Source organism: Rhizobium sp. AQ_MP (assembly GCF_014237835.1).
Lineage (GTDB): Bacteria > Pseudomonadota > Alphaproteobacteria > Rhizobiales > Rhizobiaceae > Allorhizobium.
The window spans coordinates 249,774-276,539 of sequence record NZ_JACJVI010000002.1; the positions used below are offsets into that span (position 1 = coordinate 249,774).

Sequence of the window (26,766 nt, forward strand, 5' to 3'; positions counted from 1 at the left end):
GGCGGTCATCGTCTTCACGAATGCGTTTCCGGGAGCCGTTCCAAATCCGTTGGGCGAGCGGCGCCGTAGTGGGTGCACAACGCGCCAACGATGGAGACGCACCCATGCCGAAGATCAGCCTCGCCCTTGTCGGGCTTGCCCTGAGTCTGCTGCCGTCCGCCGGACAGGCAGCCGAGAAATTCACATTTGAGGACTATTTCACCGGGCGCACGGAAGCCGTCGGATCGTTCAGCGCAATCAATGGCGTCAAACGGACGTTTACGGTCGATCTGACCGGAAACTGGGACGGCAAGACGCTGACGCTGCGCGAGGACTTCGTCTTCGACGACGGCACCAAGGACCGCAAGACCTGGCGTTTCACCAAGACCAGCCCGACCACCTATAGCGGCACCCGCGAGGACGTGATCGGCGAGACGAAGGTGACGATCAACGGCGCCGTCGCCCGCTTCAACTACCTCGTCTACCTGACGCCGCAGACGCAGAGCAACAAGGTGCGCTTCTGGGACAAGATGGTGCTGCGCGAGGATGGTACGGTGCTGAACACGGCGCTCGTCACCAAGTTTGGCATCCCGGTCGCCAAGACCACTGTCGAGTTCCGCAAACCGGGCACGTCGCACAAGACGGCGAGCCGCTAAGGCTCAAGCCTTTGATGCCTGCAGCCAGCGGTCGATGCCGTTGGCGGCGGCAATACCGGTGGCGAAACAGGCGGTCAGCAGATAGCCACCTGTCGGCGCCTCCCAGTCGAGCATTTCGCCTGATACAAAGGTGCCCGGTCGCTTCTTGAGCATGAAGTCAGCGTCGATGGCGGCAAGGGCTACACCGCCTGCGGTCGAGATCGCCTCGGCGATCGGGCGCGGGCGTTTGACAGGGAGTGGCAGAGCCTTGATCAGGCTTGACAGGCCGTTCGCGTCGAGCTGGTTGGCCTCGGGGTGTACCTCGCGCAGCAGGGCGACCTTCACACCGTCGAGATTGGCGGCCTTCTTCAATCGTGTCGAAAAGCTCGCCTTGCGATCCTGTCGCGCGAGGTCCGCGGCCAGTTTCTCCTCCGTCCGCCCCGGTGCGAGGTCGAGGATCAGGGCGGCCTGACCGTCCCGGTCGAGTCCGTCTCGGAGCGCCGCCGAATGGGCATAGATCAGGCTGCCCTCGATGCCGCGCCGGCTGATGACGAATTCGCCCTGGGTGGTGCCGGCCGCAGAGCTGGCCTTGACCGACTTGACCGGCTGGCCGGAGAAACGCGTATCGAAGCTTTCGGAAAAATCGCAGTCGAAGCCGCAATTGGCCGGGCGAAGTGGGGCAATGCCGATGCCTTCGGCTTCGAGCAGCGGCACCCAGGCGGCATCCGAGCCGAGCTTCGGCCAGCTGGCGCCGCCGAGTGCCAGAAGCGTGGCGTCGGAAGTTATCTGCTTCTGACCCTCCGGAGTGTCGAAGATCAGGGCACCTCCGTCAAATCCCGTCCAGCGATGGCGTGTGAGGATCGTGACGCCCATGCCTTCCAGCCGTTTCAGCCAGGCGCGCAACAGCGGCGAGGCTTTCATCACCTTTGGGAAGACGCGGCCTGAGGTTCCGATGAAGGTTTCCGTGCCGAGGCCCGCTGCCCAGACGCGGATTGCCTCCGGTGTCATCAGGTCGAGCACCGGGCGCAGCCTGTCGTTCGCAGCGCCATAGCGGGTGACGAAGCGCGCATAGTCCTCGGCGTGGGTGATATTGAGGCCAGATTTTCCGGCGAGCAGGAACTTGCGGCCCACCGTCGGCATGGCGTCGTAGACGGTGACGCGATGGCCCTTGCCGGCCAAATGTTCTGCCGCCATCAGGCCCGCCGGGCCGCCGCCGATGATCGCCACGCTCTTCGGCATTCGTGATCAGTCCAGGGTGAAGGTCGAGAGACGGGAGACCAGCCCTTCGATCGTCGCGCTGTCGGCATTGGCGAAGGCGAAGCGCAGGTAGTCCTGGCAGTCGTCGCCGAAATAGGCGCCGGGAATGCAGAGCACGCCGGCCTTCTTCGCCAGCCTTTCGGCAACATCAGCGGAGTTCTTGCCGGGGAAGGGATGGCGGATGAAGGCAAAATAGGCGCCGAGCGAATCCATCTTCCAGGCGGGGAGTTGTTGCATCACGCCCTGCAGGGTTTCGGCGCGTTTCAAGATCTCGATGCGGTTATCCTCGCGCCAGGCCTTGAGCGCCGGGATCGCCTTGGCGACCGCCGCCTGGGGTGCGCGAGGCGCGCAGATCTGCAGGTTGTCCATGACCTTGGCGATTTCGGAGACGGCGCGGGGGCCGGCCGTGATTGCGCCGAGGCGATGGCCGGGGATGCAGAAGGACTTGGAGAAGGAATAGAGCAGGATAAGGTTGTCTTCCCAGCCTTCGACCGAGAGGAGATTGTGCGGGCGGCCTTCGCCGGGGAGGAAGTCGCGATAGGTCTCGTCGAGAATGAGGAAAGCGCCGGCTTTGCGGCAGGCCTCGAAGGCCTGCTGCAAGAGAGCCGCCGGATAGATGGCGCCGGTCGGATTGTTGGGCGACACCAGTGCCACGGCCTTGACGCCCTTCGCCAGGACCGCCTCGATGCCTTCGATGGTCGGCACGAAGCCGCTTGCCGGATCGAGCGGGATCAGCTCGCGGCGGATGCCCATCATCGCCAGCGTGGTTTCCTGGTTGAAATAGAAGGGATCGGTCAGGGCCACCGCATCGCCGCTCGCCGCAATCGCGGAGACTGTTGCCATAAAGGCCTGGTTGCAGCCGGCGGTGATGTGGATGTTCTCGACGGTAACAGGCGCGCCATAGACGGCAGCAACCTCGGCCGTATAGGCCTCCCGCAGCGGCGCCTCGCCTTCGATCGGGCCGTAGCCGGCGTTCGCCCGGGCGGATGCAGCCTCGGCGAGCCAGCCAAAGAGATCGGGGTGCGGCGGATAGCCTGGCACCGCCTGGCTCAAGTCGATCATCGGGCCCGCAGCGCCGTCATAGGCGCGTGCCCAGGCAAATACGGAAGGCACGGGCGGGGCCGAGAGATCTGCAACGAGCGGATTGAAGCGGGCGGCGGGCATGGCAGGTTCCTTGGTCTGTTGTCAGCTCTCTTCCAAGAGCTGGGCAGCGGTGTTCGTATTGCGTTTGCGGCTCGAGGGCAGGCCCCGTCCCGAAGGTCGGCTTGCCGGACGCGGCTGGGCGGCGCGCTCGGTTTCGATCATGTCGAAGATCCAGTCGATGAAAACCTTGGCGATCGGTGCGGCGCGTACATCGTTGCGGGCGGCAACGTAGAAGGCGCCGGGGGCTGGGACGGCCAGATCGAAGGGGATCACGAGTTCTCCGGCAGCAATCAGGCTGGAGGCGGTGATGCTGTCGCCGAGCGCTACGCCCTGTCCGTGACGAGCCGCCTCTGTCGAAAGGCGTGCGTCACCCATGAAGTGTTCGCGCGCCCTCGGCATGTCCAGCTGGTCGGCGGCGGCAAGCCAGCTGCGCCATTCGCGGCCGTCGTCGCCATGCAGCAGCACGTGGTCACGGAGATCGCGGACGGAGCGCAGCGGCTGTGTGTTGAGCAGCGTCGGGCTGACGACTGGGAAAAGCTCGAAGGTGCTCCAGAGGCGCGTCCAGCAATCCTTCCAACCGCCCGCACCATAAAGGATCGCGATATCGATATCGGGCGAATAGATGAGGTTTGGATCGTTGCTGGAAGTCAGCGTCAGGCTGATTTCGGGATAACGATCAACAAAGGAGCCGAGGCGCGGCACCAGCCAGAGCGAGAGGAGCGCCGGCACGCAGGAGATGCGCAGGCTGCCGCTGGTCGAGGGGCGGTTCATCAGCGCGGTTGCTGCTGCAATGCCGTCGAAAGCCTGGGTGACGGCCGGCAGGAGGAGCGCGCCCTGCGGCGTCAGCTTCAGACGTTTGCCGCCGCGCTCGAAGAGCGCCGTCTTCAGCGTTTCCTCAAGGCTGCGGATCTGATGCGATATAGCGCCATGCGTGACGCTCAGCTCCCTTGCTGCCGCCGAAATCGAGCCACGGCGGGCGGCCGCCTCGAAGGCGCGCAGGGGATTGAGCGGGGGAAGGCGGCTGGCCATAACGGGTCCGGGATCCGTGAATTTTTCTCACATCGATTGCTATAACATCGTGAATTGATTTTCCAAGTCCGTTGCGGGTTAATGCTCACAATACAGGCAGGTACGGGGCGTGCCGCAAAAATGGACGATAGCTTTGTCATCGTTCGCAAATTGGGAACGAGACATGACCTTCGATGAAAAGCGCCTGGCGGCACTGCGAGAGAAATACGGAGCCGACAAGGCCGGCGAGATCTTCGATCCTAAGTTTGCCAAGGTCGGCGAGAAGATCTTCTCGAACGGTACGCGCGCAGCACCTTACGCCGGCGTGCCGACCTTCGTGTCCGCGCCCTATCGCCAGGTTGACCAGCGCAATCCTGAGGTCAGTGATCTCGATGTGGCGATCGTCGGCGTTCCCATGGATCTCGGCGTCACCAATCGGCCCGGCTCGCGCTTCGGGCCTCGCGCCTTGCGGGCCATCGACCGCATCGGCCCGTACAACCATGTTCTCGAATGCGCGCCGGTCTTCGATCTGAAGGTTGCCGATATCGGCGACGTGCCGTTTTCCAGCCGCTACCGGCTCGAGATGAGCCATGACGATATCGAGGCCTATCACACGAAGCTGGTCGCCCAAGGCGTGCTGCCGCTTTCCGTCGGCGGCGACCATTCGATCACGCATCCGATCATGAAGGCTATTGCCAAGAAGCATGGCCCTGTCGGCATGATCCATATCGACGCCCATTGCGACACCGGTGGCGCCTTCGACCAGACGAAATTCCACCATGGCGGGCCGTTCCGCAATGCCGTGCTCGACGGGGTGCTCGATCCGACGCGCACCATCCAGATCGGCATTCGCGGCCCCGCCGAATATCTCTGGGAGTTTTCCTACGAGTCCGGCATGACCGTCATTCACGCCGAGGAAATCAATGGTCTCGGCATTCCCGCGATCATCGAGAAGGCCAGGGCCGTGATCGGCGATGGTCCGACCTATCTCTCCTTCGACATCGACAGTCTTGATCCGAGCGTGGCGCCCGGAACCGGCACGCCTGAGGTCGGCGGTTTGACCTCACGCGAAGCGCTGGAATTGATCCGCGGCTTCAAGGGTGTGAACCTGATCGGCGGTGACGTGGTCGAGGTCGCGCCGCAATATGACGCGAACCACAATACGGCGCATGTCGGCGCACAAATCCTCTTCGAAATCCTCAGCCTGATGGTCTACAGTCCGGCCATCAAGGCCCGCTGAGGGCGCTTATCCCGGAGGGCTTTGCCGTCCGGTCACCGATACAGATGAACGGGCGAAAACGCCTCAACCACAACAAGGGAACACGACCATGAAAGACATTCTCTCCACCTCCGTCAGCCGCCGCGGCGTGCTCGCAGGCTCGGCCGCCGTTGCCGGCGCGCTTGCCATGCCGTCGATCCTGCGCGCGCAGGACAAGTCGATCAAGATCGGCGTCTATGGCGGTTACTTCAAGGATTCGTTCGACAAGAACATCTTCCCGGAATTCACCAAGGCGACCGGCATCGCCGTCGAATCGATTGCCGAGCCGACCGGAGAAGCCTGGCTCGTGCAGTTGGAACAGGCCGCCAAAGCGGGACAGGCTCCTGCCGATCTCTCGATGATGTCGCAGGTCGCCATGCTGAAGGGCCAGGCGACCGAGCTCTGGGCGCCGATCGACATGGCGAAGATCAAGAACACCTCGGGTCTGATCGACCGTTTCGTCAACAAGTATCCGGATGGCCGCGTCGCCGGCGTCGGTGCTGTTGCCTGGTACATCACGCTCGTCACCAATACGGATGTCTTCAAAGAGGCGCCGACGTCCTGGAACGCGCTCTGGGATCCGGCGAATGCCGACAAGCTCGGCCTGCTGGCGCTCGTCTCCAACTCCTTCCTGCTGGAAGTCACCGCCAAGACCCATTTCGGCGGCACCAATGCGCTCGACACCGAGGAAGGCATCCTGAAAGCGTTCGAAAAGCTCGCAGAAGTGAAGCCGAATGTGCGCCTCTGGTATCGCGACGAGGCGCAGTTCGAGCAGTCGCTGAAGTCGGGTGAGATCCCGATGGGCCAGTATTACCACGATGTCACCGGCCTTGCCGCCGCCGATGGTCAGCCTGTTCGTTCAACCTTCCCGCAGGAAGGCGGCATCCAGGACTCCGGTTGCTGGGCCCTGTCGCGCGCGTCAACGAAGACCGAAGAAGCACACATCTTCATCGACTACATGTGCCAGCCGTCGATCCAGGCGACCCTGTCGCGCAAGGTTGGCACGGCCCCGACGGTCAAGCGCGAACTGCTTGACCTGACGGCAGAAGAATTCGCCGCCGTCTCCTCCGACATCGAGCCGATCACGCCGCGTTACGACCTCTACCAGACGAAGTCCGACTGGCTGAACCAGAAGTGGACCGAGCTGATCGTCGGTTGATCAGAGGGCTGCTTTTGCCCCTCATCCGCCCTGCCGGGTAGGGTGAGGGGCGTTTACGGTAGGATTTTGCGGCATCTTCACGCCCGTGATAGGATCACCGAAGGCATCTCAGCGGAGACAATCTCATGGCAACGGTCAGCGTGCGTGATGTGAACACCGATCTTTCCGAGCTGGTGGATGAGGTGATCAAGGGCGGCAGCGTGACGATCACGCGGGATGGCAAGCCTGTGGCGACGCTTGTGGCGGTTGAAAGCGACGAAACGCAGGACCAATCGCCGAGACCCAATCTGGTCGATTTCCTCAAAACTTTCCCAGAACCCGGAATGGTCTTTGAGCGAAATCCTTCGCCGAGCCGGGACGTGGATCTTTGAAGGGATATCTGCTCGATACCAATGCAGTCTCGCTGCTTTATGACGGAAGAGCTTCGCAAGCGTTCGAAGACTGGTTGCGGCAGCGCTTTGGGGAAGAATCTCTTTATCTATCGACGATCACCGTACTTGAGATACAGAAGGGCGCAACGAAGCTCGAACTGGTCAAGAATGGTAATCCCACTCGGGCGCGGCAATTGCGCCTCTGGCTGCAAAGGCTCATCGAGCAGTATGCGGACAGCATTCTGGTCGTCGATACGGACACAGCGCTTGCCGCCGGAACCCTTGATGGGGCAATGCGTGCACGCGGTCATAACGGTCAGCTCGCTGACATCCTTATCGCCGCAACAGCCCAAACCCATGGCCTCACCGTCGTGACCGCCAATATCCGAGATTTTGAGCCTTTGGGCGTCGATTGTCTCGCACCATTTTGAACAACACTCGTCTGATTGGAAGCCTATGTCCGGCCTCGCCCTCAATTCCATCACCAAGCAGTTCGGCCCGTTCACGGCGGTCGACAATGTCCAGCTTTCCGTGCCGCACGGCACCTTCGTCTGCCTGCTCGGTCCCTCGGGTTGCGGCAAGACGACGCTGCTTCGGATGATCGCGGGTCTCGACAGTCCGACTGAAGGTGCGATCGTGCTCGATGGCAAGGACATTACCCAGGTGCCGACGCATAAGCGCGAGCTCGGCATGGTCTTCCAGTCGCTGGCGCTTTTCCCGCATCTGACCGTCGGTGAAAACATCGCCTATCCCCTGCGCATCCGTGGGATCGGGCGCGAGGAGCAGGTGAAGCGCGTCGACGAGCTGCTCGCAATGATCCATTTGCCCGGTTATGCCGACCGTCCGGTGCACAAGCTTTCCGGCGGCCAGCGGCAGCGTGTGGCGATTGCCCGGGCGCTGGCGATTTCACCAAAACTTTTCCTGCTCGACGAGCCGCTGTCGGCACTCGACGCCAAGCTGCGTGAGGCGATGCAGGTGGAGCTGCGCAAGCTGCAACAGCAGCTCGGCATCACCACCATTGTCGTCACCCATGACCAGCGCGAGGCGATGACCATGGCCGATACGGTTGTCGTGATGAGCGGCGGCAAGATCCGTCAGGCGGCAAGCCCCATCGAGATCTACCGCAAGCCCGCCGATCGCTTTGTGGCCGACTTTATCGGCTCGACCAACCTCCTGCCGCTGACCGTGCAAGGCGGGACGGTGCTTGTGCTTGGCCAGAGCGTTGCCGGCATCTCGGCGCCGGCAGGGCAGGGGCAGGCGAGCCTTTCGGTTCGCCCCGAGGATGTGAAGCTTGCAGCCCCCGGCGAAGGCCGCATCACCGGCAAGGTCACCTTCATCCGCGATCTCGGCGGCACGATCGAGACCTTCCTCGATGTGTCCGGGACCGAAGTCGTCGCCGTCTCGACGCCGCGCGAACGGCCGGTCGTCACCGTCGGTCAGGATGTCGGCATCGTCATCGATCCCGAAACCGCCGTGGTGCTGTCGGCATGAGACGCGAACCGCCCAAGACTGCGCTCGACTATGCGCCGCTCGCCTTCCCGGCGGGCATGCTGATCCTGTTTTTCGTCGTGCCCTTCGCCACGATGATCGCCGTGTCCTTCTTCAAACGAGACCCTACCGGTTTCTATTCGCCGGATTTCGTTTTCGACAATTACGCCCGCTTCCTGTCGTTCTTCTTCGGCGGCGTGCTCAGCTTTTCGCTTGGCCTAGCGATAGCGGTCGCCGTCGTCTGCGTGACGCTGGCGCTGCCCTTCACCTATCTGCTCGCCCGCATGTCGCGCAAAGCGCAGGTGCTTTGGCTTGTGGCGCTCCTCTCCATCCTGTCGCTCTCGGAAGTGATCATCGGCTTTGCCTGGTCGACGCTGTTTTCGCGCACCGCCGGCATCACCAACCTGTTGGTCATGATCGGACTGATGGAAAGCCCCGTGGCGCTGATGCCGAATTTCGGCGCTGTGCTGACTGGCATGACCTATCAGGCGCTGCCTTATACCGTGCTGGTGCTTTATCCTGCTCTCGTGCGGCTCGACCCGACGCTCACCGAAGCCGCGCGCACACTTGGGGCCTCGCCGTTGCGTGCTTTCTTTACCGTCGTGGTGCCGGCGCTGCGCAACACGTTGATTGCCACGCTGATCATGGTCTTCATCTTTGCGCTTGGCTCCTATCTCTTGCCGCAAATCCTCGGTCGCCCCTCGCACTGGACACTGTCCGTGCTGATCACCGACCAGGCGATCTACCAGTCGAACATGCCGTTCGCCGCAGCCATGGCCGTCTTCCTTGTGCTGGTCACGCTCGGCATGGTGGCGCTGACGCTGCTCATCGGTCGCAAGGGAGAGGCAGCATGAACAAGGCTCTGACCCGTCTCTACTTCACGCTCATCGGCATCTTCCTCGCGGCCCCCATCGTCGTCGTCGCTGGTGTCTCGGTGAATGCCAAGCAGAGCCTGAACTTCCCGCCGCAGGGCTTTTCGCTGTCGTGGTATGGCGCGATCTTCACCGATCCCGGCTGGCGGGCGGCTCTGTTCGCCTCTGTCATTCTGGCGCTTTGTGCAGCTGCTCTTGCCGTTGCCATCGCGCTGCCGCTTGCCTGGTTCCTGTGGCGCCGCCTTGCGCCCTGGGCGCAGGTCTTCCAGTTGCTGGGCATCGCGCCCTTCACGCTGCCGCCCGTCATCACGGCGCTGGGCTTACTCACCTTCTGGGCTGCGACCGGTTTCTACGGTCAGCCTTGGACGGCCGTCATCAGCCACGCAATCTTCTTCGTGACGCTGCCGCTGGTGACACTATCGCTCGGTTTCTCCGCGATCGATCGCTCGCTTGTCGAGGCGGCTGCCACCATGGGCGCCGACGACCGGACGATCTTCCGCACGGTCGTGCTGCCGCTGATCGCGCCCTATCTCGTCTCTGGCTATGCCTTCGCCTTCGTGCTCTCGCTCAACGAATACATCGTCGCCTATATGACGGTCGGGTTCGTCATGGAGACGCTGCCGATCAAGATCTTCAACGCGCTGCGCTACGGCTATACGCCGGTCATGGCTTCTGTGACGATCCTGTTCGTGGCGGTGGCCGCCACCGTGTTCGGACTTGTCGCCCGTTTGGGCGACCTGCCGAAGCTGCTTGGGGCGAATGCCGACGACCGCAGCTGATGGTCTGGCGTCAGCGGTGATCCTCAAGGATCATCGCGGCTGCCTTTTCGGCAATCATCAGGGTCGGGGAATTGGTGTTGCCCGAGGTGATCGTCGGCATCACCGAGGCGTCAGCGATGCGCAGGCCCTTCAACGCGCGGAGCCGCAGGCGTGGATCGACGACGCTCGCCGGATCGGCTCCCATGCGGCAGGTGCCGACGGGGTGGAAGATCGTGGTGCCGATGTCGCCGGCCGCCTTTTCCAGTTCCGCATCGCTTTCGAGATCAGGTCCAGGGCGGTACTCCTCCGGCTGATAGCGGGCAAAGGCGGGCTGGGACGCGATGCGGCGGGTGAGCCGGATCGAGCGGACGGCGACGTCGCGGTCGCCTGGCGTCGAGAGATAGTTCGGCGCGATCTTCGGCTGGGCGGCGAAGTCCGGCCCCGATATGTGCACCGAGCCCCGGCTTTCGGGTCTCAGGTTGCAGACACTCGCCGTCATCGCCGGGAAGGGGTGAACGGGGTCGCCGAACTTGTCGAGCGAGACCGGCTGGACATGATATTCGAGGTCGGCGGTTTCCTTGTCCGGGCCGGAGCGGGTGAAGATGCCGAGCTGGCTCGGCGCCATGGACATCGGCCCAGAGCGCCGCAGTGCGTATTCCAGCCCGATCATCGCCTTGCCGTAGAGGCTGGAGGCACGTTCGTTGAGGGTTGGCACGCCCTTAACCTTGAAGACGAGGCGGAGCTGCAGGTGGTCCTGCAAGTTCTCGCCGATAGCAGGCACCTCGCGCACGGTCTCTATACCGGAATTTTGCAAGACATCGCCGCGACCAATGCCGGAGAGTTCGAGGATCTGCGGCGAGCCGATGGCGCCGGCTGACAGCACGACCTCGCGGCGGGCGGCAAAGCGTTTCAACTCGCCGTCGTGATGCACTTCGGCACCGGCCACACGGTCGCCCTCTATCGTCAGGCGCTTCACATGGGCGCGGGTGAGGATCGTCAGGTTCTTGCGGTGCCGGATCGGTTTCAGAAAGGCTTTCGCCGTGTTCCAGCGAATGCCGGAGCGCTGGTTGACCTCGAAGAAGCCGGAGCCTTCGTTGTCGCCGCGATTGAAGTCGTCGGTCTCTGGGATGCCTGCCTGTTTGGCCGCCTCACGAAAGGCTTCCAGTACGTCCCAGCGAAGCCGGGCCTTTTCCACGCGCCATTCGCCGCCGGCGCCATGTTTGTCGTCGGCGCCCCGATGGAAGTCTTCCGTCCTCTTGAAGAGGGGCAGCACATCATCCCAGCCCCAGCCTTCACAACCCATCTGGCGCCACTGGTCGTAGTCGCGGGCCTGGCCGCGCATGTAGATCATGCCGTTGATCGAGGAGCAGCCGCCAAGCACCTTGCCGCGCGGATAGCCGATCGCGCGACCGTTTAGTCCCGGCTCGGCCTCGGTCTTGAAGCACCAGTCTGTGCGCGGATTGTTGATGCAATAGAGATAGCCGACCGGGATTTGGATCCAGTGATAATTGTCGCTGCCGCCGGCTTCGAGCAGCAGCACACGGCGCCTGGGATCGGCAGAGAGCCGGTTGGCGAGCAGGCAGCCGGCGGTGCCGGCGCCAATGACGATGTAATCGTAGGTCTCCATGCTCCTCCCCGAGCGGCCGCCTCTCAACTGTTTCGCAGGCGACCCTCAAGCAGGTCAAGCACGGAGCGCGCGGCATCCATGACATTGGTGCCGGGACCGAAGACGGCGGAGACGCCATGCTCCAGCAGGAAGTCATAGTCCTGGCGCGGAATGACGCCACCGACGACGACGATCACATCGTTGGCGCCCTTGGCCTTCAGTGCCTCGACCAGCTGCGGCGCGAGCGTCTTGTGGCCTGCGGCAAGCGAGGACATGCCAACGACCTGGACCTTGTTGGTGACGGCCAGGTCTGCGGCTTCCTCCGGCGTCTGGAAGAGGGGGCCTGCGACGACATCGAAGCCGATATCGCCGAAGGCCGACGCGATCACCTTGGCTCCCCGGTCATGGCCATCCTGGCCGAGCTTGGCGATCAGGATGCGCGGCTTGGACGCCGCCTTGCCGTAGTCCTTCAGGCGGGTCGTGAGCGTCTCCATTTCCGGATCGCCTTCATAGGCCTTGCCATAGATGTCATGCACGACCTCGGGGACCGCGACGTGATCGCCAAAGACGGCACGCATGGCATCCGAAATTTCGCCGACCGTGGCGCGGGCGCGGGCGGCGTCGACGGCGGCTTCGAGCAGGTTTCCTTCTCCCGTACGCGCGATTTCGGTGAGGCGCGCCAGGGTGGTTTCTACACGCTTCGGATCCCGCTGGCGGCGAGTCTGTTCGATGCGCTTGACCTGCGACAGACGGACGGCGGTATTGTCGATTTCGAGGATGTCGATGGGTTCTTCGTTCTCCAGGCGGAACTTGTTGACCCCGACGATCACCTCCTCGCCCCGGTCGACGGCGGCCTGGCGGCGGGTCGCTGCCTCCTCGATCAGGCGTTTCGGCAACCCGTCATCGACGGCCTTGGTCATGCCACCCAGGCTTTCAACCTCCTCGATCAGCGCCCAGGCCTTTTCTGCCAGTTCGTTGGTCAGGCTCTCGACATAATAGGAGCCGGCGAGCGGATCGACGACCTTGGTGACGCCCGTTTCGTTCTGCAGGATCAGCTGGGTATTGCGGGCGATGCGGGCGGAGAATTCCGTCGGCAGGGCAATCGCCTCGTCGAAGGAATTGGTATGCAGCGACTGCGTGCCGCCGAGCGCTGCAGACATGGCCTCGAAGGCGGTGCGGATGATGTTGTTATAGGGGTCCTGTTCGGCGAGCGAGACGCCCGATGTCTGGCAATGGGTGCGCAGCATCAGGGAGGACGCCTTCTTCGGCTCGAATTCCTGCATGATGCGGGTCCAGAGCAGGCGGGCGGCACGCAGCTTGGCTGCTTCCATGAAGAAGTTCATGCCGATGGCGAAGAAGAAGGAGAGGCGACCGGCGAATTCGTCGACATTCAGCCCCTTGGCGATGGCCGCGCGGACATATTCGCGACCGTCCGCCAGGGTGAAGGCAAGCTCCTGCACCAACGTCGCACCGGCCTCCTGCATGTGATAGCCGGAGATCGAGATCGAGTTGAACTTCGGCATCTCCTTCGCCGTGTATTCGATGATGTCGGCGATGATCCGCATCGAGGGTTCGGGCGGGTAGATATAGGTGTTGCGGACCATGAACTCCTTGAGGATGTCGTTCTGGATGGTCCCAGACAGTTTTTCGCGCGAAACACCCTGTTCCTCGCCGGTGACGATGAAATTGGCGAGGATCGGGATGACCGCGCCGTTCATCGTCATCGACACCGAGATATCCTGCAACGGAATGCCGTCGAACAGGATCTTCATGTCCTCGACGCTGTCGATCGCCACACCCGCCTTGCCGACATCGCCTTCGACGCGGGGATGATCCGAGTCATAACCGCGATGGGTGGCAAGGTCGAAGGCGACGGAGACGCCCTGCTGACCGGCGGCCAGCGCCTTGCGATAAAAGGCATTGCTCTCCTCCGCCGTCGAGAAGCCGGCATATTGCCGGATCGTCCAGGGCCGGCCGGCATACATGGTGGCACGCGGCCCGCGCACAAAGGGGGCAAAGCCCGGCAGGCTGTCGAGATGGTCAATGCCGGCGATGTCGTCTGCCGTGTACAGCGGCTTCACCGGAATGCCCTCCGGCGTATTCCAGACAAGGCTGTCGGCCGTACGCTTCAGTTCCTTCTCGGCAAGCGCCTGCCAGTCGGCGATGGTTTTCTTGGTCATCGATGCGATCCTTATCTGAAGGCTGCGCGGTTCGGCGTTTCGCCGAGGGAAGTCAGTTTGACGGGGTTTTCGGTCAGGGCTATTCTTGTGAGCCTAACCGGAGCGACTTGCCATGACCGTGAAAGCCTCTGTCTCGCTCTCGCCGCAGCAGGCAGAATTTGCCCGCAAGCTGGTCGAGGACGGCCACTTCCCGAGCCTCGCAGCTGTCGTCGAGCGAGGGCTTGATCTGGTGCGCGAAGAGACGGAGATGCGGGAAGAGGATGTGGCGGCGTTGCGGTCGCTAGTTGAGCGTCGTCGCCAGGGGCGTTTTCTCTCTGAGGCTGAAAGCCATGAGCGGATAGAGGCGATGATTGCTGCAAAGAAGGCCGAGTATGGTCTTTGAGGTCGAACTTTCGGAAGAAAGCGAGATCGATCTCAAGCAGATCTTCGATCATCTTGTTCAGTCCTACACCCAGTTGGGCGAACCTCTCGAAGATGCCGTTGATCAAGCATCCGAACGCGTTCGCCGAATCCGCAGCGATATCTTTGGCCTTGGGAAAGCGCCCTATCAGGGGACATTGTCGAAGGAGATTGGCGACGGTCTGCGTCACGTCACCAAAAACCGTGCAATTATCTATTTCGACGTTTACGAGGCGACGCAGACCATTCAAGTCATTGCCGTTTTCTTCGGCGGGCAGGACCATCAGCGGCATATGCTGAAGCGGCTGTCCTAGGCGGTTTTGCTTCGTTTGCTGATCTGCCGCGCGGATACCCCCCTCTGTCCTGCCGGACATCTTCCCCACACGGGGACAGAGCGGAGTGGGGCCGGCCTTCTGCCAAATTGCCAACGTCGAGTTTGTGAGGCGTTCGCAACGCAAGCGGCCACTCTCCCCCCATGTGGGGGAGATGTCGGCGTAGCCGACAGAGGGGGGTACCCCGACCGCGATTGCCGACGATGTCCTCACCCCTCAAACTCCATAATCAACTCATCCACCGCCAAGCTCTGGCCTGGCTTCACGACGATCTTCTTCACGGTGCCGCGGCGTTCGGCCTTCAGGATATTCTCCATCTTCATCGCCTCGACGGTCGCCAGCGCCTGTCCTGCCTCGACAGTCTCGCCTTCCTTGACCGCAACCCCGGTGATGACGCCTGGCATGGGGCAGAGCAGCATCTTGGAGGTATCCGGCGGCAGCTTTTCCGGCATCAGTTTGGCAAGTGCTGCGACGCGCGGCGAGCGGACGCGGGCGGTCAAATCCATGCCGCGCCAGCGCAGCCGGATGGCGGGGCCCTTGAGGTCGACCTTCACCGCAAGCGTCTCCCCGCCGATGTCGACATGGGCGAGTGTCTGGCCCGGCAGCCAGTCGGTCGCGAGCACCAGCTCTGTGCCAGAGGCGAGCGAGACACGGGTGTTGCCGGTGCCTTCGTTGATTTCAATGGCATGGTCGGATCCGGCGAGGTTGACGACCCAGTCCTTGCCGAGCTTGCGGGTGTGGTTGCCGATGGTCCCGGAGATCTGGATGGCGCGCGCCTGCAGGCGATGATGGATGATGGCGGCAATCGCGGCGAGCTTTTCGGCAGACGCGGCATCCGGTGTGACGCCGCTAAACCCGTCCCTGAACTCCTCGGCGATATAGGCCGTGGTGATCTTGCCAGAGCGGAAACGCTCCTGGTTCATCACCGCCGACAGGAAGGGCAGGTTGTGGCCGATGCCTTCGACCTCAAAGCTGTCGAGCGCTTCGCTCATGGCGTCGATCGCTGTGAGACGATCCGGCGCCCAGGTGCAGAGCTTGGCGATCATCGGGTCGTAATACATCGAGATCTCGCCGCCCTCGAAGACGCCGGTATCGTTGCGAGTGACGGTGCCTTCCGCGGTCGTGCCCTCTGCCGGCGGGCGGTAGCGGGTGAGGCGACCGATCGAGGGCAGGAAGTTGCGATAGGGGTCTTCGGCGTAGAGACGGCTCTCGATCGCCCAGCCGTTGAGCTTCACGTCGTCCTGGCCGAATGAGAGCTTCTCGCCAGCGGCGACGCGGATCATCTGTTCAACGAGATCAAGGCCGGTCACCAGCTCGGTGACGGGATGTTCCACCTGCAGGCGGGTGTTCATCTCGAGGAAGTAGAACTTGTTTTCCTTGCCATCGACGATGAACTCGACGGTGCCGGCGGAGTGATAGCCGACGGCTTTGGCCAGTGCCACGGCCTGCTCGCCCATGGCCTTGCGGGTGGCGGCATCGAGGAAGGGCGAGGGGGCCTCTTCGATGACCTTCTGGTTTCGCCGCTGGATCGAGCATTCGCGTTCGCCGAGATAGAGCGTGTTGCCGTGCTTGTCGCCGAGCACCTGGATTTCGATATGGCGCGGCTCGGTGACGAATTTCTCGATGAAGATGCGGTCGTCGCCGAAGGAGTTCTTCGCTTCGTTCTTCGATGACTGAAAGCCTTCGCGGGCTTCTTCGGCATTCCAGGCAATGCGCATGCCCTTGCCGCCGCCGCCGGCAGACGCCTTGATCATGACGGGATAGCCGATCTGATCGGAGATCTTCACCGCCTCGTCGGCATCGGCGATCAGGCCCATATGGCCGGGCACGGTCGAGACGCCGGCTTCAGCGGCCAGCTTCTTCGAGGTGATCTTGTCGCCCATGGCCTGGATCGCACCGACCGGCGGGCCGATGAAGGTGACACCCGCCTTTTCCAGCGCTTCGGCAAAGGCTGCGTTTTCCGAAAGAAAGCCGTAGCCGGGATGAACGGCGTCTGCTCCGGTCTGCCGGATCGCGTCGAGGATCTTGTCGATGACGATATAAGACTGGTTCGACGGCGCCGGGCCGATATGCACCGCCTCATCGGCCATCTCGACATGCAGCGCATTGCGATCGGCATCGGAATAGACGGCGACTGTCTTGATGCCGAGCTTCTTCGCGGTCTTGATGACCCGGCAGGCGATTTCGCCCCGGTTGGCGATGAGGATTTTCTGGATCACTTTCTTCTCTCCCTGCCGTTTATCATCCGGGCTCAGCCTCCAGGCGCTTATGCGCGAGGACTGCCGCTATTCCCGCGCCTTCTTCTTCAAACCCTTGGCCACGCTCTTCTCGTCCTTCACCTCGCCGAAGGCTTCCGGAAAGTTCTTCCGGGCCAGCGGCTCGTTGATCTTCAGCTTGGCGAAGTAGGATTGCGGATCGAAACCACGCTCGGCGGCGATCACTTCGCGGCCGAAGAGGCGACAGAGGCGTTCGCCGTCGAGATTGCCGCGCTCGAAGGGTTCGGTGCCGAAATACTGCCAGAGCGCCTGCATGAAGCCGAGATCGGCAAGCGCCACCGTCTGGTCCATGGTGCGGTGGCGCGGCCAGTTGGTCACCGGCGTCACCTTCGGATTGGCGCGGCGGATCGTATACTGCCACTGTGTTCCAGGCAGGCCGAGCGGAAAGCCCTGGTGTTTCGGCATGAGCGGATCTTTTGCCATGGGTTCACACCTCGAACACGTCTTCGAAGGATTCGGGGAAGTTCTTCCGCGCCACCTTCTCGTCGATGACCAGCATCGCCTCGTAGGACAAAGGATCGAAATCCTTGGTGGCGGGCACCACTTCGCGGCCGAAAAGCAGGCTCAGGCGCGCGGCATCGAGATTACCGCGCTCGAAGGGTTCCGCGCCGAAATGGTGCCAGAGCGCATGCAGGAAGGCCGCGTCGATGCGGTGTTCCTTGGTGCCGGGGCGCGCCTTTCTGGGGAGCGCCTTGATCGGGGTGACGCCGCGCGGATTGGCGCGGCGGATGGTGAACTGCACACCGGTCCCCGGCATGCCGCCGGGGAAACCGCGATGTTTGGTCATGTCGGGGAGGCTTGGCATGGTCTCTCCTTACGCCGCAGCGATCTTGTCCTGCGTCTTCGTATCGAAGTCGGAGGCGTCGTGGCGTTCATGCAGCTGTTCGGAGAGCGAGCCGGAGGTCTTGTTGACGATCGAACCACGCTGCACGGCGGGCCGGGCGGCAAGCTGCTTGGCCCAGCGAACGACATGCGCATAGTCCTGGGTCTGCAGGAAGGTGCCGGCATCCGGATAGGACTGGTCAAGCGCCAGGCGTCCATACCAGGGCCAGATCGCCATGTCGGCAATCGTGTATTCGCTGCCGGAGACGAATTCGTTCTCGGCGAGCTGACGGTTCAGGACGTCGAGCTGGCGCTTGGTTTCCATGGCATAGCGGTCGATCGCATACTGGATCTTGACCGGCGCATAGGAGAAGAAGTGGCCGAAGCCGCCGCCGACGAAGGGGGCGGAACCCATCTGCCAGAAGAGCCAGTTGAAGGCTTCGGCGCGGGCGCGGGTTTCAGACGGCAGGAAGGCGCCGAATTTTTCCGCGAGATAGGTCATGATCGAGGCACTCTCGAACAGGCGGATCGGCTTCCCGCCGTCTTTCGGGGCATGGTCGGCGAGCGCCGGGATCTTGGAGTTCGGATTGATGCCGACAAAACCCGAGCCGAACTGGTCGCCCTTGCCGATATTGATCAGCCAGGCATCGTATTCGGCGCCGGAATGACCTGCGGCCAGCAGTTCTTCGAGCAGGATCGTGACCTTCTGGCCGTTCGGCGTGCCCAGCGAATAGAGCTGCAGCGGATGTTTGCCGACCTTCAGCTCGACCTCTGTCTGCGCGCCAGCCGTCGGACGGTTGATGCTGGCGAACTGGCCGCCATTGCCGGCCTCCCAGGTCCAGACCTTGGGCGGCACATAGCCTGTGGGCAGGTTCTTCTCGGGCGGGAATTTTGTCTCGGTCATGAAATCGGATCCTTTTGCGGTGGGCACGCGAACAGCGCTGCGGGGTTATATAGGCGATGATGGCGCTTCGCCTTAGCCCCTTTTCTGTCGTTCGTCGTCCGCCCACCTTACTCCGCAGCTGCTGCGGGCGGTTTTGCGCCCGGGTATTTCCTGCCTTTCAGCATCCCGTCGATGCTGAGATCTTCGTCGAGTTCAGGCCAATGCACGCCCGAGGGCGAAAGTTCGATCCGGTTTCGCGCTTCCGAGCTTGCTGCGAGCAGCGGCGGATACCACCAGAGCGGGGTCGACAGCTTCAGTCCATTGGCGAGCACCACTTCCAGCTCGCTGTCGCTGCATTTGGCTTCAACTGGTTCGAACTCTTCCCAGTTGTCATCCGAAGTAACGGTTCCAGGCATCAATGAACTCCTTCCGATGTTCATTCACGACATCAATGATGGCGTTGACCTCGTGATCCGGCACCCGTCGATTATACGCCACACGCACGGGATCGAGCCACAGTTTCAGTTCCTTGCGATCCTTGCGGACATGGACGTGCGGCGGCTCGCCTCGGTCCAGGCTGAAAAACAGAAATTTCCAGCCTTTCCATACAAAGATCGTCGGCATCTCGCCTCCCTCGCAACACCTCTCACAACGGGATCGTGTCGTGCTTCTTCCAATGCGTGCCGACCTGCTTGTTGCGGAGGCTCGCAAATGCCTTGGCAATGCGGCGGCGGGAGGAATGCGGCATGATCACCTCGTCGATGAAGCCGCGTTCGGCGGCCTTGAAGGGATTGGCGAAGTTGACTTCGTACTCCTTCGTGCGTGCGGCGATTTTTTCCGGGTCACCGAGCTCCGAACGGTAGAGGATCTCGGTCGCTCCCTTGGCGCCCATGACGGCGATTTCGGCGGTCGGCCAGGCATAGTTGATATCGGCGCCGATATGCTTTGATGCCATGACGTCGTAAGCGCCGCCATAGGCCTTGCGGGTGATCAGCGTCACCATCGGCACGGTCGCCTGGCTGTAGGCGAAGAGGAGCTTGGCGCCATGCTTGATGACGCCGCCATATTCCTGGGCGGTGCCGGGCAGGAAGCCGGGCACGTCGACCAGCGTCAGGATCGGGATCGAGAAGGCGTCGCAGAAGCGCACGAAGCGGGCGGCCTTGCGGGATGAATCGATGTCGAGGCAGCCGGCGAGCACCATAGGCTGGTTGGCGACGACGCCGACCGTCTGGCCTTCCATGCGGATAAAGCCGGTGATGATGTTCCGGGCGAAAGCCTCCTGGATCTCGAAGAAATCGCCCTCGTCGGCCAGCGCGTAGATCAGCTCCTTCATGTCATAGGGCTTGTTGGAGCTGTCCGGGATCAGCGTGTCCAACCGCATCTCGATGCGGGCCGGATCGTCATGGAAGGGTCGGACCGGCGGCTTTTCGCGGTTGTTGAGCGGCAGGAAGTCGAAGAGCAGGCGGACCTGTTCCAGCGCCTCGATGTCGTTCTCATAGGCGCCATCGGCGACGGAGGACTTTTTCGTGTGCGTCGAGGCGCCGCCGAGTTCTTCCGCCGTGACGATTTCGTTGGTCACGGTCTTCACCACATCGGGGCCGGTGACGAACATGTAGGATGAGTCCCGCACCATGAAGATGAAGTCGGTCATGGCGGGCGAATAGACGGCGCCCCCGGCGCAGGGGCCCATGATCACGGAGATCTGCGGAATGACGCCCGACGCATCGACATTGCGCTTGAAGACATCGGCATAACCGGCGAGCGAAGCCACACCTTCCTGGATGCGGGCGCCACCCGAGTCATTCAGGCCGATCACGGGCGCGCCGACCTTCATCGCCATGTCCATGATCTTGCAGATCTTCTGGGCATGGGTTTCGGACAGCGAGCCGCCCAGCACGGTGAAATCCTGGGAGAAGACATAGACCTGGCGGCCGTTGATCGTGCCCCAGCCGGTGACCACGCCGTCGCCCGGCACCTTCTGTTCGGCCATGCCGAAATCGACGGCGCGGTGGGTGACATACATGTCGTATTCTTCAAACGAGCCTTCGTCGAGCAGGACCTCGATGCGCTCGCGGGCGGTCAGCTTGCCCTTGCCGTGCTGGGCGGCGATGCGCTTTTCGCCGCCGCCGAGGCGGGCCTCCGCGCGGCGCGCTTCGAGCTGGTCCAGGATCGTCGACATGCTTCCTCCGGAATGATCTGTTTGGCTTTAAAGCCTTGTGTGACACCTATTCCACTGTGCCGCAGAAGAAAACGGTTGAACAGGTGCATCTGTGGATTTATGAATTTGCAAAGTGAAAATTGCGAATTTGCGAAATGGCCATCGGAAAACTCTTCATCGGCCGCAAGGTCCGCGACATCCGCCAGGCAAACGGGGCCACCCAGGCGCAATTTGCCGATATGGTCGGCATTTCCACCAGCTATCTCAACCAGATCGAAAACAACCAGCGCCCGGTCTCGGCCTCGGTGCTTTTGTCGCTGGCGGAAAAATTCGGCATCGATATCACCGAGCTTTCCTCCGGCCAGAACGACCGCCTGCTCTCGGCGTTGACTGAGGCGCTCTCCGATCCGCTGTTCGAGACCTATTCGCCAAGCCTGCAGGAGCTGAAGCTCGTCACCCAGAATGCCCCCGGCTTCGCCCATGCGCTGATTGCCGCCCACCAGGCTTACAGGCGCGGCAATGAACAGCTGGCCAGCCTCGACGACCGGCTGGGGGCAGCGCCCAGCCAGGAGGTGACGCCTTATGACGAGGTGCGCGACTTCTTCCACTTCGTCGACAATTACATCCACGATCTCGACCTCGCCGCCGAGCAGCTGGCGACAGAGCTGAAGCTCGGGGAGGGGGAGAATTACGCGGCCCTTTCAGGCCATCTCGAAACGCGCCACGGCGTGCGCGTCGTGCGCGGCGAGGCGGGCGACGAGGCGATCCGGCGCTTCGATCCGGTGGGGCGGATCCTGACCGTCAGTCGTTATGCCTCGGCCCCCACTCGCGATTTCCAGATCGCCATCCAGATCGCCCAACTCGCCGCTGCCACAAAGATCGACCAGGTGCTGAAACAGGCGAATTTCCGCAGCGAAGAGGCGGTCGAGATCTGTCGCATGGGTCTCTACAACTATTTCGCCGGCGCGCTGATCCTGCCCTATCGCAGCTTCCTCACGGCCGCCCGCGACCTCCGCCACGATATCGAACTGCTCGCCGCCCGTTTCGAGGCCTCGCTCGAACAGGTCTGCCACCGGCTTTCGACGCTGCAGCGCCCGGGGCTCAAGGGCGTGCCGATCTTCTTTGCGCGCATCGACCGGGCCGGCAACATCACCAAGCGCCACAGTGCTGCCCGCCTGCAATTTGCCCGCTTTGGCGCGGCCTGTCCGCTGTGGAACGCCCACCAGGCTTTTGAGACGCCGGGGCGGATCATCCGTCAGACGGCGGAAACGCCCGATGGCGTGCGCTATCTCTGCATCGCGACGCAAGTGTCAAAAGGCTCCGCCGGCTTCCGCGCCGCCAATCCGCGCTATGCCTTGGCGCTCGGCTGCGAGATCTCCTATGCCGGCGCCTTCGTCTATGCCGACGACCTCGACCTCTCCAACCGCGGCGCCTTCGACCCCATCGGCATCTCCTGCCGCATCTGCGAGCGCGTCAAATGCACCAGCCGCGCCGTGCCGCCGCTGAAAAGGAAGCTGGTGGTGGATCATCGGGTGCGGAACCCGATGCCGTATGAGATTGAGTGAGGGCGTTTTTCTCGCCGGGGCTAGGCATACTGTCGGCTGCATTCGGCCCACTGCGGACATGTATGGCTGGTCTGGAGTGCTTGTGAGGAAGAGAGTTTGGCGCTGCCGCTGAAGACTGACACCCGCATTTCAGTGCGCTCGCCCCTGACTACTGGAGCGGCACAACTTCCCATCTGTAAATCCATGCCGAGGCACCTTTACCGGTGGCCGCGACCGGCTACTGGTCTTAATTCGTACTGCCGGGGATAGTAGAATCCGAGGGCGGGCCGCTCGCGTGCGTCCTCAAATGGCTGAACGACGAGGAACCAGGCCCGGAGCGGTAAGAGCACGTGGCTGCGCAGCAGCAATGCGATCTTTTCGGGTAGGATATGCACAGCTACATCTGTCAAAAAAAGTTCGCCAATAGAGAACTTAGTTCTTGAAAATTTGGCCGTGTTATCTTAAATCTCGATCATCGTATGTTACAGGGGATAGTCATCACTCTCTGAGGCTTCGCAAGGAGCTTCGTGGAAGGCCTAAACCTTCTGACTTCCGGCCGGCAGGTCCGTGGTCCACGGCACATGGCGGCGCGGGCGTGCCCCGATGGCGGGGCACGCCCGTACAGGCAGGGTTACCGTTCTCGCCCCGCTTTCCAAGCCTCGATGGCGCTCAGCAATCCTGCTGGGTTGGTTTGGAAAGGACTAAATGATGGAAACATCAAAGCATACCGATCGAGAACGGCGGCGGACGAAATCGAAGACTCGGAAAAGCTGGTGGAAAATCCTGCTTCATCCGAAGACGGTAACGTCCTTGGTCACAGTCGGAAAGCTCACCGCCCACGTCCTGTGGTTCTTGGTGTGGCTCTACGATTTGATTACCAAGGTCTCGCGGGAGTAGCCGCCGCCCTGTTTTGTATTGATTGGAGGTAGAAATGTTAAATGAAGCCCTTCGGCTGATACGTGTCTTTCACGACATGAAGCAGAACGAGGCGGCGGAAAAGCTTGGAATCTCAAAATCCTATCTATCGGAGATTGAGAAGGGCCATAAAGAACCGTCTCTTGAGCTACTTAGAAAATATGAGGCCGCATTTGATATTCCGACGTCCTCAATCATTTTCTTCTCAGAAAATCTTGGGAAATCTCCGGCTCGGGAAAAGGCACGAACATTTGTGGCGTCGAAAATCATCAATATGATGAAGTTTATCGAAGAGCGTTCGGAGAGAGCGCATGCCGACTAAGGGAAAAGTATATCCGCCGCATCAGTCGCCACTTTATAAGCTGGCAAGCAAAAAGCGGCTAGCCGACTTGCTAGGTCTGTCTCCTAGTGAGATGCGGGCTTTGGCAAAGATGGCGGATACGCTTTACTCAGAGTTTGACGTGCCGAAAAAAAACCGGCGGGGTTCGTGGTGTAGAGAATCCAGCACGACGGTTGAAGTTGGTGCAGGCGCGGATCGCCCGACTTCTGGGAAGAATTGCACCGCCGGATTACCTATTTTGCCCTGTTAAGGGGCGATGCTATGTGTCGAATGCAGCAGCACATCGAGGACAGCGAGTCGTTCGGTGCCTAGATATCCGCAAATACTATCCCAGCACACCGTCACGCCGCGTCTACTGGTTCTTTCATCGAATCTTGTGCTGCGAAACAGATGTAGCCGCAACGCTTGCCAAGCTTGCGACATATCAAGGCCATCTTCCGACAGGTAGCCCTCTAAGCCCCATAATGTCGTTTTTTGCGCACTATGATGTGTGGGAGGCAATCGCTGCTAAATGCAAAGCGAATGGTTACCGCCTAACGGTTTACATTGATGACGTTACCATATCTGGGGCGTCGCTATCGCCGCAGGTGCTTTGGGATATTAAGCGTCTCATCCATCGTTCAGGTCTTCGTTATCACAAGGAAAAGCATTTTGTAGATCGCCCTGCAGAAATCACTGGCGTCATAGTTGATGGCGAACGACTTCTTGTGCCGAACAGGCAGCTAAAGAAGCTTTATCAGATACAAAAGGATTTGAAGGGGAACCTACCTTCTAAAGAGGAAGGCAAAATGCGCGAGCGCCTGATGGGTCTACGTGGCCAAGTGGCTCAGATCGCGGCGATCTAAAAGAGGCGGTTATCCGATGCCGATGACAGGCAGTAAAGGTTGTCTGTAGCTTTCCGAAAATGCAAGCCATGCAAGTCCGCTTTTGGCGCAAAGCGGTAGTTCCTACACGGCTCATGGTACGACACGATGGCCATTGTTCGTTGCATCCAGTCGGTCGCGAACTCTAGGCATCTCCCACCCTACCCAAACAACCGCTCATCCCGCGCCACAAAAAACGCCTCCACACTCTCCGGCGCCACATCCTCCAGCGTCGCAGGCGACCATTTCGGGTTCCTGTCCTTGTCGATGATCGCAGCACGTATGCCCTCGTAGAAATCGGGGACCTTCACCACCTGCAGGGTGCCGGCGAATTCGCGTTCGAGGCAGGTTTCGAGGTCATTCGAGCGGCGGGCCTCGCGCAGCATCCTCAGTGTCACCTTCAGGCTGGTCGGCGATTTCGCGCTGAGGGCGGTGAGCGTTCTGGCGGCGAGGTCGCCCTGTTCTTTTTCGAGGGCGGCTATGATCTCCTCCACCGTGTCGAAGGCGAAGCAGCGGTCGATCATGGCGCGGCCTTCGGAAAAAATGCCGGTCGGGCCGTCCACCGTATAGTCGCGGATGATCGAGGCCATGGTTGACCCGAGAGCGGGTGCGGGCAGGGCGGCGATCCGCTCCAGGAGTTCGGCCACCCGTTCCTGCGGGACATACCAGTCGGCAAAGCCTGCGGTGATGGCATCCGCGCCGTTCACCGCTTCGCCTGATAGCCCCATCCAGGTGCCGAGTTCGCCGGGTGCGCGGGAGAGAAGCCAGGTGGCGCCGATATCGGGGAAGAAGCCGATGCCGGTTTCGGGCATGGCGAGTTTTGTCGTCTCGGTGACGATGCGGTGGCTGCCATGGCTGGACACGCCAACACCGCCGCCCATGGTGATGCCGTCCATCACGACGACATAGGGCTTCTTGAAACGGGCGATGCGGGCGTTCAGGCGGTATTCGGCCTTGAGGAATTCGGAGGCCTTGCCGTCGCCGGCCTTGCCGCTTTCATAGAACATCCTGATGTCGCCGCCGGCGCAAAGCCCGCGTTCGCCCTCGCCGGTGACGAGAACGGCGGCCACATCAGGGGCGGCCTCGAAGGCATCGAGCGCCTTGCCGAAATCCAGGATCATGGCGTGGCTGAGGCTATTCAGGACACGTGGCCGGTTCAGGGCGATCAGCCCGAGCGCGCCCTTTTTCGCCGTCAGGATTTCCTCGCCCTGATAGTCCGCCTCCAGATACCGCATGCCGTCCTCCCTGTGTCTTTTGAGAGAGTTAGATATGCGTCGCGGGGAAAGGGCAAGGGGTGGGGTGGTGCATAGGGATACCCCCCTCTGTCACTGCGTGACATCTCCCCCACAAGGGGGGAGAGCGGAGCGCCGCGTCTGCCGATCCCTTCGCGGCGCCTACGGAATGTGAGCGGGCCGGCGGTTCAGCCAGTCTCCCCCCGTGTGGGGGAGATGCCCGGCAGGGCAGAGGGGGGTATCCCCACATTACAGCCTTGACCTGCCTGAGCAGGATCAGCCGACGAGATTGCGCGGGGTCCCCGCCAAAAACAGCTCGATATTCTCGATCAGCTGGTCGGCCAGCGCCTGGATTGCCTCGCGGCTGGCCCAGGCGACATGCGGGGTGAGGATGACGTTTTCGCGTGATGCGATCCGCATCATCGGGCTGTCTGCTGCGGGCGGTTCACCATCGGTGACGTCGAAGCCGGCGCCGGAGATCTGGCCGGCATCGAGCGCCTTTTCCAGCGCCAGTTCATCGACGAGGCCGCCGCGGCCGGTGTTGATCAGCAGCGGGCGGCGTTCCATCAGCGCGAATTCGCGCGCACCAATCACGCCGCGCGTTTCCGGTGTCAGCGGGCAGTGCAGGGTGATGACGTCAGAGCGCTTCAGGACCTCGTCGAAAGCCGTCTGGCCGGGTTTCAGCTCGGTTGCGCCGCGACGACCGGCGGCGAGCACCGTCATGCCGAAGGCCTCGGCGATCTTGCCCACCGACTGGCCGAGCGTGCCATGGCCGATGATCCCCAGCGTCGAGCCGCCGAGATCGGCAATGGGGTAATCGAAATAGCAGAATTGCGCTGCCTGCTGCCAGCGACCCTCGATGGCCGACTGGCGATAGGGCAGGATGGAGCGGCGCAGCGCCAGCATCAGCGCGAAGGTGTGTTCGGGCACCGTGTGCTTGGCGTAGTTCCGGATATTGCAGACGGCGATCCCGCGCGCTCTGGCCTCCACGAGATCGACAATGTCGGTGCCGGTGGCGGAGACGGCGATCAGCTTGAGCTTCGCGGCGCCGGCGAGTGCCTCGGCGCGGACGGGAGCCTTGTTGGTGATCACGACATCGGCGTCGCGGATGCGCTCCGCCACTTCCTGAGGGGCGGTGCGGGCATGGACCACCATTTCATGCGGCACGGAGGGCGCTCGGACCACGGTTTCCGGCGACAGCGTGTCGCGGTCGAGAAAGACGATGCGGATCATGGCGGACCTCCCTGCGTTGCCATCGACCTAGCCGAGGGGCTTTGGGCCAGCAAGG

27 protein-coding genes are annotated in these 26,766 nt (G+C 62.0%); 13 read left to right on the plus strand and 14 right to left on the minus strand.

The annotated features are described in order from the left end of the window. Positions 1-104 precede the first annotated feature (104 nt). Entirely contained in the window at positions 105-635 is a 531-nt protein-coding gene (locus H6M51_RS04280) for a DUF3833 family protein (RefSeq protein WP_185808653.1), read from the plus strand. A gap of 3 nt (positions 636-638) precedes the next feature. Here the strand turns inward: H6M51_RS04280 and H6M51_RS04285 are convergent, their stop codons facing one another. The 3 genes from H6M51_RS04285 to H6M51_RS04295 are packed head-to-tail and all read right to left on the minus strand — an operon-like array spanning position 639 to position 4,043. Next, a complete protein-coding gene (locus H6M51_RS04285) occupies positions 639-1,853 on the minus strand; it encodes a TIGR03862 family flavoprotein (RefSeq protein ID WP_185808654.1) in 1,215 nt (404 codons plus the stop codon). Between the two features lie 6 nt (positions 1,854-1,859). After that, on the minus strand, positions 1,860-3,035 hold the full coding sequence (locus tag H6M51_RS04290) for an aminotransferase (protein WP_185808655.1): 1,176 nt from the start codon (positions 3,033-3,035) through the stop codon (positions 1,860-1,862). Positions 3,036-3,056: 21 nt separating this feature from the next. Then, positions 3,057-4,043 (minus strand): LysR substrate-binding domain-containing protein, encoded by a 987-nt coding sequence (locus tag H6M51_RS04295; protein ID WP_185808656.1) that lies wholly within the window; start codon positions 4,041-4,043, stop codon positions 3,057-3,059. 163 nt (positions 4,044-4,206) lie between these two features. On the opposite strand from H6M51_RS04295, the gene speB reads away from it, so the two are divergent. The 7 genes from speB (at position 4,207) to H6M51_RS04330 (ending at position 9,949) form a co-directional block, all read left to right on the plus strand. Next, positions 4,207-5,262: an agmatinase gene (gene speB / locus H6M51_RS04300; protein WP_185808657.1), complete on the plus strand. Its 1,056-nt coding sequence runs from the start codon at positions 4,207-4,209 to the stop codon at positions 5,260-5,262. 166 nt (positions 5,263-5,428) lie between these two features. Continuing rightward, positions 5,429-6,439, plus strand: coding sequence for a PotD/PotF family extracellular solute-binding protein (locus H6M51_RS04305; protein ID WP_246780411.1), 1,011 nt, complete (start codon positions 5,429-5,431; stop codon positions 6,437-6,439). A 125-nt stretch (positions 6,440-6,564) separates the two neighbouring features. Then, the gene (locus H6M51_RS04310) at positions 6,565-6,810 is read left to right on the plus strand and encodes a type II toxin-antitoxin system Phd/YefM family antitoxin (protein ID WP_185808659.1); all 246 of its coding nucleotides are present in this window, start codon (positions 6,565-6,567) and stop codon (positions 6,808-6,810) included. Then, positions 6,807-7,241 (plus strand): type II toxin-antitoxin system VapC family toxin, encoded by a 435-nt coding sequence (locus H6M51_RS04315; RefSeq protein ID WP_185808660.1) that lies wholly within the window; start codon positions 6,807-6,809, stop codon positions 7,239-7,241. Before H6M51_RS04310 ends, H6M51_RS04315 begins: the two co-directional genes overlap by 4 nt. Positions 7,242-7,266: 25 nt before the next feature. Beyond that, a complete protein-coding gene (locus tag H6M51_RS04320; protein WP_185808661.1) occupies positions 7,267-8,301 on the plus strand; it encodes an ABC transporter ATP-binding protein in 1,035 nt (344 codons plus the stop codon). Continuing rightward, a complete protein-coding gene (locus H6M51_RS04325; RefSeq protein WP_185808662.1) occupies positions 8,298-9,152 on the plus strand; it encodes an ABC transporter permease in 855 nt (284 codons plus the stop codon). Before H6M51_RS04320 ends, H6M51_RS04325 begins: the two co-directional genes overlap by 4 nt. Next, positions 9,149-9,949, plus strand: a complete 801-nt coding sequence (locus tag H6M51_RS04330) for an ABC transporter permease (RefSeq protein WP_185808663.1) — start codon at positions 9,149-9,151, stop codon at positions 9,947-9,949. The genes H6M51_RS04325 and H6M51_RS04330 overlap by 4 nt, the downstream gene beginning before the upstream one ends. Before the next feature lie 10 nt (positions 9,950-9,959). Here the strand turns inward: H6M51_RS04330 and H6M51_RS04335 are convergent, their stop codons facing one another. Both H6M51_RS04335 and scpA read right to left on the minus strand, forming a co-directional pair. Next, a complete protein-coding gene (locus tag H6M51_RS04335) occupies positions 9,960-11,555 on the minus strand; it encodes a GMC family oxidoreductase (protein WP_185808664.1) in 1,596 nt (531 codons plus the stop codon). A gap of 23 nt (positions 11,556-11,578) precedes the next feature. Then, positions 11,579-13,714 (minus strand): methylmalonyl-CoA mutase, encoded by a 2,136-nt coding sequence (gene scpA / locus H6M51_RS04340; RefSeq protein ID WP_185808665.1) that lies wholly within the window; start codon positions 13,712-13,714, stop codon positions 11,579-11,581. 112 nt (positions 13,715-13,826) lie between these two features. Here scpA and H6M51_RS04345 point away from each other — a divergent pair, with 112 nt between their 5' ends. Continuing rightward, a complete protein-coding gene (locus H6M51_RS04345) occupies positions 13,827-14,096 on the plus strand; it encodes a type II toxin-antitoxin system ParD family antitoxin (protein ID WP_113375886.1) in 270 nt (89 codons plus the stop codon). Continuing rightward, positions 14,086-14,427 carry a type II toxin-antitoxin system RelE/ParE family toxin gene (locus H6M51_RS04350; protein WP_185808666.1) on the plus strand — a complete coding sequence of 114 codons (342 nt, stop codon included), beginning with the start codon at positions 14,086-14,088 and terminating at the stop codon, positions 14,425-14,427. Before H6M51_RS04345 ends, H6M51_RS04350 begins: the two co-directional genes overlap by 11 nt. Before the next feature lie 227 nt (positions 14,428-14,654). Here the strand turns inward: H6M51_RS04350 and H6M51_RS04355 are convergent, their stop codons facing one another. The 7 genes from H6M51_RS04355 to H6M51_RS04385 all read right to left on the minus strand — a co-directional run bounded on the left by H6M51_RS04355 (position 14,655) and on the right by H6M51_RS04385 (position 20,605). After that, positions 14,655-16,664, minus strand: coding sequence for an acetyl/propionyl/methylcrotonyl-CoA carboxylase subunit alpha (locus H6M51_RS04355; protein ID WP_185808667.1), 2,010 nt, complete (start codon positions 16,662-16,664; stop codon positions 14,655-14,657). 66 nt (positions 16,665-16,730) lie between these two features. Beyond that, positions 16,731-17,144 (minus strand): hypothetical protein, encoded by a 414-nt coding sequence (locus H6M51_RS04360; RefSeq protein ID WP_185808668.1) that lies wholly within the window; start codon positions 17,142-17,144, stop codon positions 16,731-16,733. A gap of 4 nt (positions 17,145-17,148) precedes the next feature. Continuing rightward, the gene (locus tag H6M51_RS04365) at positions 17,149-17,526 is read right to left on the minus strand and encodes a hypothetical protein (protein ID WP_185808669.1); all 378 of its coding nucleotides are present in this window, start codon (positions 17,524-17,526) and stop codon (positions 17,149-17,151) included. 9 nt (positions 17,527-17,535) lie between these two features. After that, complete coding sequence (gene yghU, locus H6M51_RS04370) at positions 17,536-18,447, minus strand: glutathione-dependent disulfide-bond oxidoreductase (RefSeq protein ID WP_185808670.1); 912 nt, start codon at positions 18,445-18,447, stop codon at positions 17,536-17,538. Positions 18,448-18,554: 107 nt separating this feature from the next. Continuing rightward, entirely contained in the window at positions 18,555-18,842 is a 288-nt protein-coding gene (locus H6M51_RS04375) for a DUF2442 domain-containing protein (RefSeq protein WP_185808671.1), read from the minus strand. Next, positions 18,817-19,050 (minus strand): DUF4160 domain-containing protein, encoded by a 234-nt coding sequence (locus H6M51_RS04380; protein ID WP_185808672.1) that lies wholly within the window; start codon positions 19,048-19,050, stop codon positions 18,817-18,819. The genes H6M51_RS04375 and H6M51_RS04380 overlap by 26 nt, the downstream gene beginning before the upstream one ends. 22 nt (positions 19,051-19,072) lie before the next feature. Next, a complete protein-coding gene (locus tag H6M51_RS04385; protein WP_185808673.1) occupies positions 19,073-20,605 on the minus strand; it encodes an acyl-CoA carboxylase subunit beta in 1,533 nt (510 codons plus the stop codon). 134 nt (positions 20,606-20,739) lie between these two features. On the opposite strand from H6M51_RS04385, the gene H6M51_RS04390 reads away from it, so the two are divergent. The 3 genes from H6M51_RS04390 (at position 20,740) to H6M51_RS04400 (ending at position 24,228) form a co-directional block, all read left to right on the plus strand. Further along, on the plus strand, positions 20,740-22,149 hold the full coding sequence (locus H6M51_RS04390) for a short-chain fatty acyl-CoA regulator family protein (RefSeq protein WP_185808674.1): 1,410 nt from the start codon (positions 20,740-20,742) through the stop codon (positions 22,147-22,149). 910 nt (positions 22,150-23,059) lie between these two features. After that, a complete protein-coding gene (locus tag H6M51_RS04395; protein WP_113105296.1) occupies positions 23,060-23,365 on the plus strand; it encodes a helix-turn-helix transcriptional regulator in 306 nt (101 codons plus the stop codon). Between the two features lie 86 nt (positions 23,366-23,451). After that, positions 23,452-24,228, plus strand: a complete 777-nt coding sequence (locus tag H6M51_RS04400) for a reverse transcriptase family protein (protein WP_210314700.1) — start codon at positions 23,452-23,454, stop codon at positions 24,226-24,228. Positions 24,229-24,407: 179 nt separating this feature from the next. On the opposite strand, the gene H6M51_RS04405 is transcribed toward H6M51_RS04400, so the two are convergent. Beyond that, positions 24,408-25,481, minus strand: coding sequence for an enoyl-CoA hydratase/isomerase family protein (locus H6M51_RS04405; protein ID WP_185808675.1), 1,074 nt, complete (start codon positions 25,479-25,481; stop codon positions 24,408-24,410). 273 nt (positions 25,482-25,754) lie between these two features. After that, positions 25,755-26,711 carry a D-2-hydroxyacid dehydrogenase gene (locus tag H6M51_RS04410; protein ID WP_185808676.1) on the minus strand — a complete coding sequence of 319 codons (957 nt, stop codon included), beginning with the start codon at positions 26,709-26,711 and terminating at the stop codon, positions 25,755-25,757. Positions 26,712-26,766: the final 55 nt, after the last annotated feature.

What these genes read in the sequence shown, in the direction of transcription:
- H6M51_RS04280 (WP_185808653.1), top strand. Translation starts at nt 105, where the DNA reads ATGCCGAAGATCAGCCTCGCCCTTGTCGGGCTTGCCCTGAGTCTGCTG.
- H6M51_RS04285 (WP_185808654.1), bottom strand. Translation starts at nt 1,853, where the DNA reads ATGCCGAAGAGCGTGGCGATCATCGGCGGCGGCCCGGCGGGCCTGATG.
- H6M51_RS04290 (WP_185808655.1), bottom strand. Translation starts at nt 3,035, where the DNA reads ATGCCCGCCGCCCGCTTCAATCCGCTCGTTGCAGATCTCTCGGCCCCG.
- H6M51_RS04295 (WP_185808656.1), bottom strand. Translation starts at nt 4,043, where the DNA reads ATGGCCAGCCGCCTTCCCCCGCTCAATCCCCTGCGCGCCTTCGAGGCG.
- speB (WP_185808657.1), top strand. Translation starts at nt 4,207, where the DNA reads ATGACCTTCGATGAAAAGCGCCTGGCGGCACTGCGAGAGAAATACGGA.
- H6M51_RS04305 (WP_246780411.1), top strand. Translation starts at nt 5,429, where the DNA reads ATGCCGTCGATCCTGCGCGCGCAGGACAAGTCGATCAAGATCGGCGTC.
- H6M51_RS04310 (WP_185808659.1), top strand. Translation starts at nt 6,565, where the DNA reads ATGGCAACGGTCAGCGTGCGTGATGTGAACACCGATCTTTCCGAGCTG.
- H6M51_RS04320 (WP_185808661.1), top strand. Translation starts at nt 7,267, where the DNA reads ATGTCCGGCCTCGCCCTCAATTCCATCACCAAGCAGTTCGGCCCGTTC.
- H6M51_RS04325 (WP_185808662.1), top strand. Translation starts at nt 8,298, where the DNA reads ATGAGACGCGAACCGCCCAAGACTGCGCTCGACTATGCGCCGCTCGCC.
- H6M51_RS04330 (WP_185808663.1), top strand. Translation starts at nt 9,149, where the DNA reads ATGAACAAGGCTCTGACCCGTCTCTACTTCACGCTCATCGGCATCTTC.
- H6M51_RS04335 (WP_185808664.1), bottom strand. Translation starts at nt 11,555, where the DNA reads ATGGAGACCTACGATTACATCGTCATTGGCGCCGGCACCGCCGGCTGC.
- scpA (WP_185808665.1), bottom strand. Translation starts at nt 13,714, where the DNA reads ATGACCAAGAAAACCATCGCCGACTGGCAGGCGCTTGCCGAGAAGGAA.
- H6M51_RS04345 (WP_113375886.1), top strand. Translation starts at nt 13,827, where the DNA reads ATGACCGTGAAAGCCTCTGTCTCGCTCTCGCCGCAGCAGGCAGAATTT.
- H6M51_RS04350 (WP_185808666.1), top strand. Translation starts at nt 14,086, where the DNA reads ATGGTCTTTGAGGTCGAACTTTCGGAAGAAAGCGAGATCGATCTCAAG.
- H6M51_RS04360 (WP_185808668.1), bottom strand. Translation starts at nt 17,144, where the DNA reads ATGGCAAAAGATCCGCTCATGCCGAAACACCAGGGCTTTCCGCTCGGC.
- H6M51_RS04365 (WP_185808669.1), bottom strand. Translation starts at nt 17,526, where the DNA reads ATGCCAAGCCTCCCCGACATGACCAAACATCGCGGTTTCCCCGGCGGC.
- yghU (WP_185808670.1), bottom strand. Translation starts at nt 18,447, where the DNA reads ATGACCGAGACAAAATTCCCGCCCGAGAAGAACCTGCCCACAGGCTAT.
- H6M51_RS04375 (WP_185808671.1), bottom strand. Translation starts at nt 18,842, where the DNA reads ATGCCTGGAACCGTTACTTCGGATGACAACTGGGAAGAGTTCGAACCA.
- H6M51_RS04380 (WP_185808672.1), bottom strand. Translation starts at nt 19,050, where the DNA reads ATGCCGACGATCTTTGTATGGAAAGGCTGGAAATTTCTGTTTTTCAGC.
- H6M51_RS04385 (WP_185808673.1), bottom strand. Translation starts at nt 20,605, where the DNA reads ATGTCGACGATCCTGGACCAGCTCGAAGCGCGCCGCGCGGAGGCCCGC.
- H6M51_RS04390 (WP_185808674.1), top strand. Translation starts at nt 20,740, where the DNA reads ATGGCCATCGGAAAACTCTTCATCGGCCGCAAGGTCCGCGACATCCGC.
- H6M51_RS04395 (WP_113105296.1), top strand. Translation starts at nt 23,060, where the DNA reads ATGTTAAATGAAGCCCTTCGGCTGATACGTGTCTTTCACGACATGAAG.
- H6M51_RS04405 (WP_185808675.1), bottom strand. Translation starts at nt 25,481, where the DNA reads ATGCGGTATCTGGAGGCGGACTATCAGGGCGAGGAAATCCTGACGGCG.
- H6M51_RS04410 (WP_185808676.1), bottom strand. Translation starts at nt 26,711, where the DNA reads ATGATCCGCATCGTCTTTCTCGACCGCGACACGCTGTCGCCGGAAACC.